Raw genomic sequence first — 14,896 nt, forward strand, 5'->3', positions numbered from 1 at the left:
TTGGCGGCACATTCGGCGTCGATCGTTCATTTTTTACAGAAGATACGCACGGTCCTTCTCGTATAAACTCCGCCGATCGTCCAATGGATCAGGTTGTCCATAAAATCCCTCCGAATTTGAATCAGAGGTTTTCCGGAAGCGCATTTCGCTTCCGGAGAGGAAAACGTTTCGATCAAACCGGCTAAAAGCCCGCCCTGTTTGAATTCCTCGTTCGGAATTTCGTTTTGTGCCGGAATGTCGAACTCTTTTGTATGAGAAATTTGTAATGTAGTATTGTGGCAAGTCCAAACAAAACACACAAGCGCGGCGACTGCGACTTTCGGAGAACGTTCTATAATAATCCTTTTGATCAATTGTAACATACCAATTCCAATGTCCGAGGGGAATAGATTCCTAACGTAAGTTGTTCGTATAATGAGTCGAAAAAAGTGGAATACTGATGCACTTCCCGCACCCCATTGGCGCAATACGAAGACGTTTCTACGGGATAATTTTTAGGACTCATTCCCCAGAAATAAAACGCCTGAGGAATCGTGTGAACCGGAGAAGGTTGCGCGTTCAGTCTTTCCCTCTCTTCCATTGCGGCTTTACATTGTTTTTGGTTGGCCGCGATGAGACAGGATTTCGGCGGATCCTGCGGAAAACGCACTCGGGCGTGTTGACATGCGGCGAACGTTCCGAAAAAAAATGGAAGAATTGCAGCGAGTGCAATCTTAAGAAAGAATCTATCATTCGATATCGACATAACCTTTTCCGAATATTCCAGCAAAAAGATTGAAATCCCCTTCTCGTTCTGCGAGATCGCGGAACACGGAGAGTTTATATTTTCCCCTTTCCAAGGATGGAATTTCTATTCTGCACGAATATGTGTTTCCTGAATTCATATTTATACAATCCGTCTTCGATCCGAGCGGATATCCGGTTCTTATAAGTCGGATTTTGAGCTCCGGATCGACGGAATCGACCTGGAAAACGCCCTGTATATTCTCCGCTTGTTTTAGAAAAAAAGAATATGTTCTCCGATCAGTTCCCGCTTCCATCCTTCCGTGAAGAAAGGATTGGGAACGTATCATTCCGTTTTGATCGTTCTTTATGAACGGAATACGCTCCTCAATCGGATCGGTATCGCATCCAACGGACGATAGTTGCGCGAGGAAGAGAAAGAATATCATGATTTTTTTATATTCTTTCATTAGTCGTTTTGTTGTCTGTAAACGCGTACGGGCTGATTGTTTTTACCCGCGCTTATGTAAATGTAGTTTACGCCGCCTTCGGTTCCTGATATCGCGGAATAAATCTGACGGTTAAGGGAATCTCCAAATCCGTTTCCTCCGATCTGTTCCCATACGTTCGAAGCGGAACCCGGATTTTGTATATTGGTTCTCCAGACCTGGATTCCGTTTTCGTTGTCGAAACCGATATACAAATAAGAACCGTTCTTGACCACCATCGTGATACTGTGATTGGAAGAATTTCCGAAATTGGTAAATCCCGCGCCGTCGTCGCCGACAACGCTCCAATCCCCCGCGTCGCAATCGGAAGCGTTCCCGGTGAGCGTAGGATCGCATTTCCAAAGTTGAGGTCGTCGATTCGTATAACTGCCGTTAGTGCAACCGGGGATCGTCTGTACCGAACCACGTAGACCGGAATTGCTCTGCGGAGTCACACATACGGTTCTAGCGGCGAAAAGTTTTCCGTTGAATTCGGCGAATTGCGGGAAAGCCTTGTCCGCCGAAATTAAATCGTAGTATTTCACAAGCTCGAGCGAAAACCAATTGTTGGAACTTCCGTTGTGCCACTTTGCGTTCGTTCTCGGTGCGACATCCGTCCAACCAGGACAGTTGTCGATCCCGCCGCAAGGAGAAGGATTTCCTCCCGTGGAACGTATTATACTTCCGTTATGTGCCGTGTTCGGAAATCCGCCGTTGGCCGCATAAATTTTTCCGTTGAATACGAAAAGAGAATCTATTCCCACATAATACGCCCAGTTGATCGATGAGTTGTCGCCTTCTTGGGAACCTCCGCCGAAATACGGCATACGATCGATTCTGAAACGGTCTCCCCTCGAGCCGTCGTTCGCATTACAATTACTTCCGATCGTACATCTTGATGAATCCGAGGTATTGAAGGTTATTTTCCCGAAGTCCGGTGAATTGGAACTTTGGTTTCGTTTCGCAAAACCCGAAAAGATCCTGTCGTTAAGGATTGTGATCGCGGAAGTTCCCGCCGTGACCGTTCCGGTGATCGTTCCCATGTCTATGTATTTGAAATCCAAACCTGCGTCCGTGTCCGAGGAATAGTAGATATAATTGAAATTTTCCGAAGAGCGAGAACCGGCCATTAGGATGTGTGCAGTTCCGCCTAACGTTCCCGTCGCGAAAATCCCCCGTCCGTCTTCGTTATCCGGCCCGCATCCAGTCGCCTGATTCGCGTTATTCGACGTGCATCCGGTGTGTCCGATCGTCACGTAAGGAGGAACTCCGATGCCCCCGTCTCTCGTTGAGGCGCTGTTAGACGAAACGTTCGAGTTTCCGGAGGAGGAAGTCGTGTCCTTCGTAAAAGAGAAGGACACCGATTCCGGCGAAGTTCCGTCGTAGTTGAAACGAACCGCTTGGTTTCCGTTCGTATTCGGACCGATATAAATCCTTCCGTTGTAACCGGTCAAATAACCGAAAGAAGAGTCGTCTCCGAAAGGATTGGTTGCGATCGGTCCGTCCGCAAAATTTACCGGAGAACTTCCGCAGCCGATAAAACTCGTTCTATCTTTAGGTGAAGACTGAAGACTTTCCGAATCGGAGGAGTTACGTATCGCTCCCCAAGTTACGTTGTCGAATCCATCCTGATCCAATCCGTTGGCGGCGATGATCGTATATTGTCCTCCGGATTGGGACAACGAATGTGTTAGACATACTTTCGAAGAATCCGCAGGGGCTCCTCCGCAGACGCTTCCGTCCAAAATTCTAACGTTATGTATGCTTCCAAGAGAGGAAACCCCGGTCAATTTATACCGCAAAGCGCATTGTGATGCATTGGAACACTCGGCCGATTTTGAGACGTCCGTACCCGAATACAATGGTTTCGAAAAGGATACTATGACCCTTCCTACGGTGTCGCATACCGCGCCCGAAATTTTGAGCTGTTCTTGTCCCGTAAAATCGGCGTTATTCGGACAACCGAGAGAGTTCGGAGAGAACGATAAGTCGTGTATTCCCGGTTTGTTAACGGAGACGGTGTACGTTTTTCCCGAAATTTGGGAGGAAGATAGGGTTATCGTGAACGTATTTCCCCCTCCGGAAATAGAACTCAACGCGAAATCTCCCGTTTGAACGTTTCCGGTAAAGTCCGAATTATCCGAGCAGGCTCCTCCGAACGAAGAACCGTTGATCACTTTGTAGTTCGAGAGAGTAAGGGCTTCGGAGTTATTTACGTTTTCTGAATATACAATACGGATAGAAGTCGGGGAAAGCGAAGTTGCGGAAACGATCGCGGGGGCTACGGTGTCGATGGCGTTGACGGTTAACGTAGTGTTGCCTGTCACGAAAGAGTGAGTTGCCGATATCGAAGGTGTTCCCGCGGAAACGCCCGTAGCCAGACCTTTACTTCCGGATGCGTTGCTTACGGTAGCGGAAGTTACGTTCGAACTGTTCCATACGGCCGTATCGGTGAGGTCGATCGTGCTCGCATCGGAATACGTTCCCACCGCCGAAAATTGTTTCGTAGCCGTCGCATTGATCGTAGGATTCGTGGGCGATACGGAAACGGAGACCAATACCGCGGCGGTTACCGTTAAATCGGTGTTAGACGAAACGGAACCCAAGGTTGCGGATACGGTGTTTACTCCCGGTTGAAGCGCGTCGGCCAATCCTTTACTTCCGGTCGCGTTGGAGATCGTGGAAGACGCTGCATTGGAGCTCGACCAAGTTACGGAATCGGTGAGATCCTGATTGGTGTTGTCCGAATACACTCCTAAAGCCGAGAATTGACGGCTAAGTCCTTTGGCGAGATTTGAATTCGCGGGATTGATTTCGATAGAGACCAATGCCGCGGGGTTTACCGTGAAGTTCGCGGTATTACTCGTAAACGAACCGTAAACGGCGTAGATATCCGCCGATCCCGAAGATAATGCAGTCGCCAAACCGACGTTAGATGATGAATTGCCGACGGGTGCAACGGCGGAATCCGAAGAATACCAAGTCGCCTGCGAGGTAAGGTCTTGAGTCGAACTGTCGGTGAAAATCCCCGTTGCGGAAAATTGTTGTGTTAGTCCTTTCGCTTTGGAGGGAGAAGGAGGGCTCACGACTACGGTCACGAGCTCGGCGGCCGTCACAGTCATTACACTTGCCGCGCTACTTATTCCCGCGTATGTCGCGGATATATTAGAATTTCCTAAATTTTCAGCGATGGCGATTCCTTCCGAACCGGATGAATTATCGACGATCACTTTTGAAGAGTCGGAGGAAAACCAAGTAACTGACGAAGTCAGATCACGAATAGAATTGTCCGAGTATGTTCCCGTGGCTGAGAAGCGTTTGTTCAGTCCTTTGGCGACGGACGGATTTGTCGGTGTGATCTGAATGGAAACCAATACCGCCGAAGATACGGTCAAGTCGGCGGATCCGTATAGACCTCCGTAAGTCGCAGTGATTCGAACGTTGCCCGTATTGACGGCGACGATCTTGCCTTCTTCGCCCGAAGTGTTGTAGGCCTGCGCTTTGGAAACGTCGGAAGTGGACCAGGTTACGGAAGCGGTCACGTCGGCGGTCGAATTATCGGAATACGTTCCGGTGGCATAAAATCTTTCCGAAAGACCTTTTGCCAGCGAAGAGTTGGCGGGAGTGACTGCGATCGAAACAAGAATCGCGGGCGTTACGTTAAACGAAACGGAAGGACTCGTTACGGAGCCGAATGTCGCCGATATTTCGGAGGAACCTTCCCGCGAGGCGTTTGCCGTTCCTCTGTTTCCCGCCGCATTGGAAATCGTCGAGACGTTTTCGTCCGAAGAAGACCAAGTAACTTGTTCCGTTAGATCTTGAACCGAGTTGTCCGTGAAAACTCCAGTCGCTATAAAACTCTGAGAAAGACCTTTGGGTTTCGAAGAAGAGGACGGTGTGATTCCGATGGAAACGAGTTCCGCGGCTGTGACGGTTAACGCAGATGCGGGACTCGTGACGGATCCCAGCGTGGCGGTAATCTCGGAGGATCCTTCCGAGTTTCCGTAAACGGTTCCTTCCGTTCCGGACGCGTTGGAAACAGTGGCCGTTATCGTGTTCGAGGAATTCCAAGTGACCGCGGTTGTGATGTCTGCGTTGGAAGAGTCGGAATAAATTCCCACGGCGTTAAACGGACGAGACAATCCCTTCGCCAAGGAAGGATGATGCGGTGAAATTTCGATCGCGGTAAGAACAGCCGAAGAGACGGTGAATATAACGTTAGACGAAATTGATCCTAAGGTAGCGGTGATCGTGGAATTTCCGGTCGTATTCCCTTGAACGACCCCTTCCCAACCCGCCGCGTTGGAAACGGTCGTATTAGAGGACGAACTGGACCAGGTCACCGAGGAGGTTATATTCCGCGTAGAATTGTCCGAGTACGTTCCCGTGGCTACCAGCCGTTCGGTAAGTCCTTTTGCGACGGACGGGGATCCGGGCGTAATCGCGATCGAAACCAGTTGGGCGGCGTTCACCGTGAGCGAGGTGGAGCCTTCCACACCTCCTATAAACGCAGTGACCGTGGTCGTTCCGGAATCGACCGCTCGGCCCGATCCGTGGCTTCCGTTTGCGTTTGAGATCGTCGCCACATTCGTATCGGACGAAGTCCAAGAGACCTGATCAGTGACGTCTAACGTGGTATTGTCCGATAATACTCCCGTGGCGGTGAAATTGAGAATCGATCCTTTGGAGATGGACGGGTTTGTCGGAGTTATCGAAATGGAAACGAGGGAAGCCGCCGTTACGGTTAACGTGGATGATCCGATTTTGGACCCGTAAGAGGCGAACACGGAAGTGGAACCTTGTCCGTTGGTTTGGACGATTCCGTCGCTTCCGATGACGGCGACTTCGGTATCCAATACGGTCCACGTGACGAAAGATGTTAAATCCTGCGAGGAAGAGTCTGAGTAAATTCCCGTGGCTATGAATTGTTGTTCCCCTCCCAATGCAACACCGGAAACGGAAGGAGTCACCTGAATCGAGGAAAGGATCGCGGCTCCGGCTACGATTGGCAACGATCCTTGGCGTCCTCGAAAGGCTGCGCGGATGTCGGCGGTTCCTACGTTATGCGCCGTTGCGATTCCCTCCGAATTCACGGAAACTGCGGAGACGTTCATAGACGACCAAGTCGTCAACGGATCCTCCGTCAGATCCTGATTGCTTCCGTCGGAGAACAGACCGGTCGCGGATAAACGGCGCTCGGTTCCCAGAGGAAGTGCCCCGGTTTCCGAACTCGTAACCTGAATGGAAATGAGGGAAGCGGGCGTAACGGATATCTCTAACAGAGAAGTGAATCCTTGGTATTCCGCATTCAAAAATGAGGAACCGGTTGAAATTCCTCGTATCAGGTTTCCTTGAACGGATGCGATCGTCGGTGCGGAGGAGGTTATGTCCGATGAGGCGGTGACGTCTTCGTTGGTTCCGTTGTCGTAAATCGCTGTGACGTTAAGGACGGAACCGGTTCCCTTGGCTATGGAAATTTCCCGGGATGTCAATTCGATGCGCGTTATGCTCGCTTGCGAAGATCCGGGTGGTAAAAGGAAAAATGTTCCTCCTCCTTTTTTTTTGGCGGCCAAACCGAGGGCTCCGGTCATCAACGGCCAAGCCATACAATTTTGGAAAAGTGCAATTAGGGAAATGAAAATAAAAACTCTTTGTCTCATCGAACGGATCTTTTCGTTGTAATTTTCGACGTTTAGATGTATTGAATTCCGGCATTCGGAGTATTTTTTTCGCACAAAGTGACTAACGTGAATTTTATCGCCGATCGAGATTTTGTCCGAAGCGTTAATCCGACACGGAATTGATATAAATTGCCATACCTTTGGGATATAAGAAGTACCGCGCCTTCCTTTTATTACAAAAAGACGGGGCCGTCTCTCAAGGGATTCGTCTGATTGGAGCCGTCGGATTTCTTTCATAGTTTAGTATATTATAAAAAATTAATATAATCGGATTTTTGATTCCGGAGATTTTTACCTGTACAATCTCGGATGTGAAACGGAAAGAATTAGGGGTTTCCGGTCTTTTTTTTAAAACCGGAAAGTTCGGATCGTGTTTTTTTCGTATTTTGCCAAACCGGACGAAAGTCCTTCAAAAGCGGGTTTCTTTTTTGTCCGCGTTTATGTCTAATTTACAATATGAATCCCGTTTTATTTCTCGGTCACGGATCTCCGATGAATCTGATCCTTCCTTCCGATTTTACCAGAAGTTTGGAGACGTTCGGGGGTTCTCTCGATTCGGTAAAAAATATTCTCGTCGTTTCGGCGCATTGGAAGACGAGAGGAACTTATGTCTGCGACGCGGATCCTCCGGAACAGATCTACGATTTTTACGGTTTTCCGGACCCGCTTTATAAAATCCAATACAGACCGGCGGGAGACCAACGTTTGGCCGAACGGATTCGCGAGACAATCCGGAGCGTTCCGGTGCAAACTACGAAGGAATGGGGGATCGATCACGGTAGTTGGGGTGTTTTGTATTTTTTATTTCGGAACGCGAATCTGCCCGTGGTTCAGTTGAGTATCGACGCCAATCTGAATCCGAAACAACAATATCGGATCGGCGAGGAATTGAGGCCGTTGCGGGACGAAGGAACTCTGATCGTAGGAAGCGGAAACATCGTCCACAATCTGGGTAAGGCCGATTTCCATAACGTAAACGCGACTCCTTCGGATTGGGCGATCGAGTTCGACGAGTTCGTCCGTCAATCTCTCGAATCGAGGAACGACGAAGCGATTTTAGAATTCCATAAAAAAGGGGATATCGCCCGTTTGTCCGCGCCCACCACGGAACACTTGGAGCCCGTCTTTTACGTGTTAGGCGCGATGAGGCCGGAAGAAAGGGTGCGTTTTATTCACCATAGTTTTCAGAATCGATCCGTTTCCATGAGATCGTTTACTTCCGTTTAAATAGAATTATTTTAAAACGAATTGGAGAAACTGTTTTAGGAAGTTCGAGAGTCCGGAAGTCGCAACAAGAATGACCGCGGATTTTCCATCGGGATAGGATTTCGTGTTTTTGTTGCGAAAATACATATAAGGCAGATTTACTTTAATTTTTTCTAATATAACTAGGAGAGCTCATTCATCGTCTCCGGAATGGATCCATTCCTTGTTGAGAAGAGTATTTTCCACCTTCGTCAAATCCCGATCCGGGTCGATGAGAATCTGACTTTTTCTTCCGTTGAGGGAAACCATTACGTCCGCGTAAACCGAAACGTCTTGGCCGGTCTTTTCCTTTTCGTTTTTTCCGATCCAGTGAGCGAACTGAAGAATCATATCCGGTTGATAACTCATCATGATTCTTTGGATTTCGTTCAGATATGATTCCGGAAGTACTACGTTGGTTTCTCCGGTCTGTTGATTTACCACTCGGAACGACGCGATTCCGTTTTTTTGTACGAGCATGATCTGCCAGGCGAAGCGGAATCCCTGTTCGGTCCAGAGATGGTTTCCGGGATAAAGAAAATGCCGAAGAGGAAGTAGGATCTGCAACAGGATATAAAGGATCCAAAAGTAACGAAGGGGACGGTCGGAAAGTAAAACGACGGATCTCCGTCTCAGTTCTCCCGTCTTTGCGGTAAGATACGCGTCGATTTCCGTCGATTTTCGTTCTAAAAAAGAAACGAATATTTCCAAAATTCTAATCAATGATTTTCTAAAGTGAATCGGAAACCTGGTCCAAAGGAAATGCAGAATGTTTTCGCGATCTGGAATCATACTTCTGGTTTTCATAAATTCGAACAGATCGAGCGGCCACGTGGGTGAAAAAAAGAGCGTAGCGTTGGCTATCATCACCCAGGGGAACATCCCGATCGGAAACAACTTCCAGGTGAGAAAATGAAAGATCAAAACCAGAACATAACCGAAGGCCCTGGTTTTACGGTTTAAAAGTAGAAAGGGCACCGATAGATCGAAAAAAAGTCCCGCATAACTGAACAGATATCCGGTGACCGGCATGGACAAAGTGGGGCCGAATATCGGTAGGTCCGAATTCCTCAGCAGCCAAATACGGACCGGCTGGGCGTCGATCAGCCAATCAGGAACGAGTTTTCCGATTCCTCCGAAAAAATACACGACCCCGATCTGAAAACGGAGGAGATACAAACCCCAGACGGGGACCGGTTGTATCTCTTGAATGGTTTTATTTTTGAATATTCTAAAAATATGAAATAGATTGAACGCCCTGTCCGCCGGGATCCATATCATCAGAAATAAAAGAAGGGTTATTAGGTAGTAGTGGTTCAGATATACTGCTACTTCCAGCAGGTTTACGTAGGAGAAGATAAGAAAATAACATACTACGGAGATCCTGTAAAAGATTCCGAGACAGATAAAGACCGAAAAGAAAAGTAGAGACGAAAACATCGGATAGAGGATCCAAGCAGGAGCGACGCCTACCCAGGAAAATGCGAAAAATTTAAAGTGAAATTGCGGTTCTAAAAAATACTTTTCGATCCATCCGTGTGAAAAATAACGAAACGCTACTACGAATAATAGAAGCCCGAATACGATCCTATATACGCCTAAGGACCAAGCGGGCGCCGTTTTAGATAGCCTAAGAACCAGGTTGGAAATAAGTTTTTCTCGCATAATAACCGGAACCGATCGGTTTCCACTCGCCAGAAAAGCGTTTCTCGGAAAGTTCTGCAAGCATTCCCGGGATTTCCGATTGTGATTCCGGTAGAAGGTCTTCGATATAAACGATTTCCTCTCGTCCGAAGGAAATCGTTTCGAGATCGAGTCGTTCTGCTCCGTCGCGTATGAGAATTTCACCGCCTCCGTTCTTTGTCTGCGCGGGATGTGAAAACACGTAGATCTGCCTGTTCTGATCCAAGGCGTTGTACGCGGAGGAAATCGCACCCGACTTTTCGGGTGCCTCCATGATAAAAACGGATTCGCAAAGTCCTGTGATGATACGATTGCGTTTTGGAAAGGAATACTTGAGAGGTCTGTGTCCGGGCGGATATTCGGTAAGTATCAACGCGTTTTCGGAACGTTTCATGTCGCGATAAAGATCCTTGTTTTCCCACGGATATTCGTTTTCCGGTCCAGTTCCCATTACTCCGATCACCTTCATCCCCCGCTTCAAAGCGCAACTCATCGCACACACGTCGATTCCTTTGGCGAGACCGGATACGATTCCGGAAACGTTATGCGTCTTTAGATACGAAGGAAGGAGTTCGCATACGAACTTCGACACGGGAGAAGGTTCCCTTGTTCCGACCACCGCGGCGAGTCGTTCCTGCAATACGTTTACGTTTCCGTAATGGAATAGAATCGCCGGAGGATCGTAGATCTGCTTCAGAAGGGAAGGGTATTCCGGATCGAAACCGGTGAGCACGGAAAAACCGAGATCCGTTACTTCGGAGGAAATCCTTTCCGCGGCCGAGCCGGCCCGGTCGAAGATCGAGGCGGGGAAAGAGGAAGAAAGAACCCGGGTCCATTCCTCTAAAGAATTATATTTTTCGAATATTCTATTTTTAACGTATATTCTGGAGACGTCCGGGTCGGCGAGAAAACACGGATTCATTCCGTTCCGCCGGCGTTTTCCTCGATCCGTTTCAAATTCTGCATTACGTTGCGGTAGGAATCGTTTTTTTCCAGACCTTCGCGGACTAGACCCGCGTCGTTCAATTCCTCGATCGTCTTTTTGATCTTGAGATATTCCTCTTTTGCGTCCTGGTTTTTTCCGAGTCTGTATAAAAAGTTGGCCTTTGCGAAACGGGCGGGCACGTTCCTGAATTCCTTTTTGAGAATATCGTCCAGGATGTGTAACGCCTTTTCCTGATCGTGATATCCGGCGCTCACTCCTTCCCAAGAGGAATCCGCCATCGAAGAATCGAAATAGATGAGAGCGAGTTGGTACGGAAATCTCGAATCCCTAGGGTCCTGGAGGGAAAGATGTGTGAACAGGTCGATCGCAGTTTGTCTGCGGACGGATTCCCAACCCCGATCCTTGGATGCGTTCGCGTAGGCGAGCGCGGTTTCGAAAAGAAGTTGTTGATCGACCGGTTTTAAAAGGAGGGCCTTTTCGAAAAAGGGGATGGCCGGTTCGAAGAAGTGAAGTTCCGCTCCGACGACTTCCACCTTTTTTCCTTCGTTGTTTTCCTGAAGAGCGCGGTTGTAGTATTTCACCCCCAAATCGTAGTTTCCGATTTTCATATAACCTTGCGCGATTTTCCAGCTCAAGGCTCCGGCGGATCTGGTTTTTTGCGCCATCGAGGAGATCTTTTTTTCCAACTCCGCGATCTCGGCTTCCTCCATGGCGAGGCGTTCCTTCCAGGCTTCGAGGTCTTCGATGGAAGGAGGTCGATCGCCCCGATTTTGAAATCCGAAATTTTTGGAACGTTCGCAGGAAAGCGCCAAGAGTGAAATCGAAAGGACGATAAATCGTAGAATGTTCTGAGACATGAAACTTCCTCGGAGAGGGACGGATTCTTCCTTAGTGAATGTATCGGTAGAAGATCGAAAACTCCCCTCTTCGAAATGAACGGTTCCGGGAGACGAGGGAAGGGAAAGCAAAGGCGAAAAAAAAGAAAAAAGCGGAGAAAAAACTCCGCTTTTCAAACGTATCAGTCTTTCGTGCTGCCTGCGATCAGAAGCGCAGCGCCTAACAGGGAAACATCTTTTAAGAGGGAAGCCGTGGACATTTGATTTCCTGCAACCGCTCCGGGAAGGTGGACCAATACCACGAAAATTCCGAGAAGAACGGCGAGAAGAATCGTCGCAAGGTGGGTTTTGATTCCCGTAATGATGGAAACCGAAGCCGCGATCAACGCCAAACCGAGCAAATACACCCATACGACGGGAAAGGGAATGTACGACGGAACGAGTCCCGCCATAGCCGGCCCGGAAAGAAAGTGGAACAATCCGAAAATCGCAAACGGCACCGCATATACGATTTTTCCTATTTTTTTCATAACTACTCCTCGATCCTAAGGCCCGAACTCGGCTTCCATTGAGGGGTGGGAACTCCTCCGAACCTTAGGAGTAAATCTAGATTGAATATTGGACTGTCCGAATCGAAATTTGATCGAAAAACGAGGAAAGCGGCCGGCTTTGGAAACGAAAATTCTCGATAAAACCGATACGGAACGGATCCTTTTTCTGGAGAAGCTCTGTTTTTCGGAACACGCCTGGACGGAGAAGATGATCGAATCTCATCTTTCTTCTTTCGGAGGGATCGGTTTGAACGACGTCGGTTATGTTCTCTACAAAGTGGCGGGGGACGAGGTGGAGATCTATAGAATCGCGGTTGATCCTTCCCGACGAAGAAAGGGATACGGCAAAGAACTTTTGGATCGTTTGTCGGAGCTCGAATCCGAAAAAACTTTTTTCTTAGAGGTAGCTTCGCAGAATTCCGCCGCGATCGGTTTGTACGAAAGTTGCGGATTTCAAAAAATCCACGTACGAAAACGCTATTACGAAGACGGTTCCGACGCCTGGATTTTCAAAAAAACGCCTCCGGAGGCTTCCACGATCTCTAATTTCGAAGCCTAAGGCCACGGAAGTACGGTCGAGGGTCGCGGTTTTACGGAATGACTGTTACGATTTTCTTTCATTCAAAAATTCTAAACAAATTCGAGCGTTGTCGCATTAACGGGAAAAGTCGAATTTTTTTGGTGCCGATTGTTTTTTACGCCCTTTTTTAGGTGAAAGTTATTTTCTCCCGGTATACACTTGCCTTATTGGAAAATTATAATATGAAAAGAATTTCGTATATCGCTCTCCTCTTCATTGTAAGCGCTTTTATTTCGAATTGTTTTTTAAATCCTATTTCTCAGGCGGTTTCCGAGACGTTTTTTCCCACAAAGGAAAATTGTGCGGGTTGTGACGAACAGCGTGCGGCCGCTTTGGCTTCGGTGTTTCAACCGCGAGCCAACGGTATCCAAGGGTTCGGTTTCGATTTATCTTCTTCGTTTTCTACGTATTGTGCGGCCGGGGTTTGTGCCGGTGGAATCACCGAGAATCAGCCGAATTCTTCGGTCACGGTCGCGGTGCCGAACGCGACGGATTTGACTTCTTTGAAGGCGAGCTTTGTCATTCCGGCTTCTTCCAAGTTGGAGGTAGGAGGTGTTGCACAGGTTTCCGGATCTACGGTTCAGAATTTTACCAATCCAGTGGTTTACAGATTCACGGACGAAAACGGCGTTTCCCAAAATTATACGATTACCGTGACACCCGCTTTGCCTGCGGACCGGGTAAACGGAACCGTGATTCTTTCCGGAATTCTTTGGACGAAGTGTTCCTACGGTCAGGTTTGGAGGCCCGGATTTAACGACTGTCAGGGGATCGGATCCGCGGCCGACGATTTCGGCGCGAACTTAGAAACGGTTTTTTGTAATACCGACGATTCTTCCTGCGATCCATACGGTTTATACGAAGCGGCTTGTCATGAAATGCAGCGGGTTTTGGCTCCGCCGGGAATTCCCAACGACGTGTTGCGTCCCGGTTCGTTCAACGACTTGGATCTTTTGACTTCCTGTCCGACGTATTCGAAAGGGCCCCTGTGTTTCGGATCCGCGGATCAATGTCCGGGTAACACGGGTTCGACGATCGACGTCTCTTTGTTCCCGAACACGGTGAACGCGTATTATTGGACCTCGGATATCTGTTCGGCCGCGAGCGTGCAGGTCATCCAATTCGGCGGTGCGAGCAATACGACCTCGCACGCGAAAAGCAGCAAAGGAAAAGCCCTTCGTTGTATGTACAACCTCGCTTCCTAATCGGGAGTGTTCGGTTTTATAGGATTGCCCCCACGCGGAGAAACACGAAAAGTTTTTAGTTCCGAGGTTGATTCCAAAAATGAAACATATGATTCTGATTCCTTTTTTTATCGCCGCGCTTGCGTTTCAATTCGATTGTAAGATCGATCAACGGATCAGTTCCGATAAAAATCACAGAACGATCCTCGCCTCGGCGGACGCGACGAATTGTAAGGTCGTTGCGGTGGATCCGCTGTATTCCTTTCTTTTCGGTTTGGTTCCCGTTTTTAGGAATTCCGAGCCTGAACCTTCTCCGGGACAGACGTTACGCGTCACCGAAGTCACCAACTGGAAGGATTACGCCGTAACCGCGGTCGGAGGCTGGGCTATAACTCTGGTTAGACGGACGAGGACTTTCGAATTCTGCGACGAGAACCTTTTCGTAAGCGCGTATAATCCCGAAAAGGAAAGTTCCATTGATCAGACCTTGTATCAGATGGCCGCCGCGGGAAAGATCGTTTTACATCTCAAGTCCGGGGATACCCTGACTCAGGTAAAAATTCTCGGCTTCGACGATTCTGCCGTTTTGATAGAAGTTACGGTCCCCGATCCTGCGGGAGGATTTACAGATCGCGCATTTTTACGGGACGGTTCCACGATCGACGGAAAACAGGTCGGACAGGACGACAAACAGGTGATTTTAGAGGGGTTTGACGGTAAGAAGGTTACGATTTTGAAATCCACTCTGCATAAGATCGATATGAAGATTCCGAAAACCGTCCACGAAAAGAGGAATCTTTTGAAGTCCGATATCTCCAGAATCGCGTTCGAAAAACTTCCGTACTAGGGAAAAAACGGGGAGTTCCTACGTTTTAGAAAGGAAATTCGGCGCGGTCGGACCGGAAGGAAACGGATTTTTCCGCCGAACAAACCTGTTCCGGTCGATAATCGAGCCGACGACGATCGGTGTGGGAACTCC

12 protein-coding genes are annotated in these 14,896 nt (G+C 48.5%); 4 read left to right on the plus strand and 8 right to left on the minus strand.

What is annotated here, in order from left to right; genetic code table 11:
- Window positions 1-26 precede the first annotated feature (26 nt).
- The 4 genes from EHQ17_RS03485 to EHQ17_RS03500 are packed head-to-tail and all read right to left on the minus strand — an operon-like array spanning window position 27 to window position 6,871.
- Window positions 27-362: an LIC_10461 domain-containing protein gene (locus EHQ17_RS03485; protein ID WP_246057364.1), complete on the minus strand. Its 336-nt coding sequence runs from the start codon at window positions 360-362 to the stop codon at window positions 27-29.
- A complete protein-coding gene (locus EHQ17_RS03490) occupies window positions 350-739 on the minus strand; it encodes a Bor/Iss family lipoprotein (protein ID WP_425460674.1) in 390 nt (129 codons plus the stop codon). Before EHQ17_RS03490 ends, EHQ17_RS03485 begins: the two co-directional genes overlap by 13 nt.
- Window positions 729-1,193 carry an LIC_10463 family lipoprotein gene (locus EHQ17_RS03495; RefSeq protein ID WP_246057366.1) on the minus strand — a complete coding sequence of 155 codons (465 nt, stop codon included), beginning with the start codon at window positions 1,191-1,193 and terminating at the stop codon, window positions 729-731. The genes EHQ17_RS03490 and EHQ17_RS03495 overlap by 11 nt, the downstream gene beginning before the upstream one ends.
- Window positions 1,193-6,871: a beta strand repeat-containing protein gene (locus EHQ17_RS03500; protein ID WP_135594719.1), complete on the minus strand. Its 5,679-nt coding sequence runs from the start codon at window positions 6,869-6,871 to the stop codon at window positions 1,193-1,195. The genes EHQ17_RS03495 and EHQ17_RS03500 overlap by 1 nt, the downstream gene beginning before the upstream one ends.
- A gap of 477 nt (window positions 6,872-7,348) precedes the next feature.
- On the opposite strand from EHQ17_RS03500, the gene ygiD reads away from it, so the two are divergent.
- Window positions 7,349-8,119 (plus strand): 4,5-DOPA-extradiol-dioxygenase, encoded by a 771-nt coding sequence (gene ygiD / locus EHQ17_RS03505; RefSeq protein ID WP_135594721.1) that lies wholly within the window; start codon window positions 7,349-7,351, stop codon window positions 8,117-8,119.
- Between the two features lie 171 nt (window positions 8,120-8,290).
- Here the strand turns inward: ygiD and EHQ17_RS03510 are convergent, their stop codons facing one another.
- From EHQ17_RS03510 to EHQ17_RS03525, 4 genes are all read right to left on the minus strand, one after another.
- Complete coding sequence (locus EHQ17_RS03510; protein WP_135594723.1) at window positions 8,291-9,802, minus strand: HTTM domain-containing protein; 1,512 nt, start codon at window positions 9,800-9,802, stop codon at window positions 8,291-8,293.
- Window positions 9,768-10,742, minus strand: a complete 975-nt coding sequence (locus EHQ17_RS03515) for a DNA-processing protein DprA (protein ID WP_135594726.1) — start codon at window positions 10,740-10,742, stop codon at window positions 9,768-9,770. The genes EHQ17_RS03510 and EHQ17_RS03515 overlap by 35 nt, the downstream gene beginning before the upstream one ends.
- Window positions 10,739-11,623, minus strand: coding sequence for a tetratricopeptide repeat protein (locus EHQ17_RS03520; protein WP_135594728.1), 885 nt, complete (start codon window positions 11,621-11,623; stop codon window positions 10,739-10,741). Before EHQ17_RS03520 ends, EHQ17_RS03515 begins: the two co-directional genes overlap by 4 nt.
- Before the next feature lie 161 nt (window positions 11,624-11,784).
- Window positions 11,785-12,132, minus strand: a complete 348-nt coding sequence (locus EHQ17_RS03525) for a DoxX family protein (RefSeq protein WP_135594730.1) — start codon at window positions 12,130-12,132, stop codon at window positions 11,785-11,787.
- 139 nt (window positions 12,133-12,271) lie between these two features.
- Here EHQ17_RS03525 and rimI point away from each other — a divergent pair, with 139 nt between their 5' ends.
- The 3 genes from rimI to EHQ17_RS03540 all read left to right on the plus strand — a co-directional run bounded on the left by rimI (window position 12,272) and on the right by EHQ17_RS03540 (window position 14,764).
- On the plus strand, window positions 12,272-12,712 hold the full coding sequence (gene rimI / locus EHQ17_RS03530) for a ribosomal protein S18-alanine N-acetyltransferase (RefSeq protein WP_135594732.1): 441 nt from the start codon (window positions 12,272-12,274) through the stop codon (window positions 12,710-12,712).
- A gap of 203 nt (window positions 12,713-12,915) precedes the next feature.
- Window positions 12,916-13,938, plus strand: a complete 1,023-nt coding sequence (locus EHQ17_RS03535; RefSeq protein WP_135594734.1) for a glycoside hydrolase xylanase — start codon at window positions 12,916-12,918, stop codon at window positions 13,936-13,938.
- 79 nt (window positions 13,939-14,017) lie between these two features.
- Window positions 14,018-14,764, plus strand: a complete 747-nt coding sequence (locus EHQ17_RS03540) for an LIC_13076 family protein (RefSeq protein ID WP_135594736.1) — start codon at window positions 14,018-14,020, stop codon at window positions 14,762-14,764.
- Window positions 14,765-14,896 lie beyond the last annotated feature (132 nt).

Source organism: Leptospira gomenensis (genome assembly GCF_004770155.1).
GTDB classification, from domain to species: domain Bacteria; phylum Spirochaetota; class Leptospiria; order Leptospirales; family Leptospiraceae; genus Leptospira; species Leptospira gomenensis.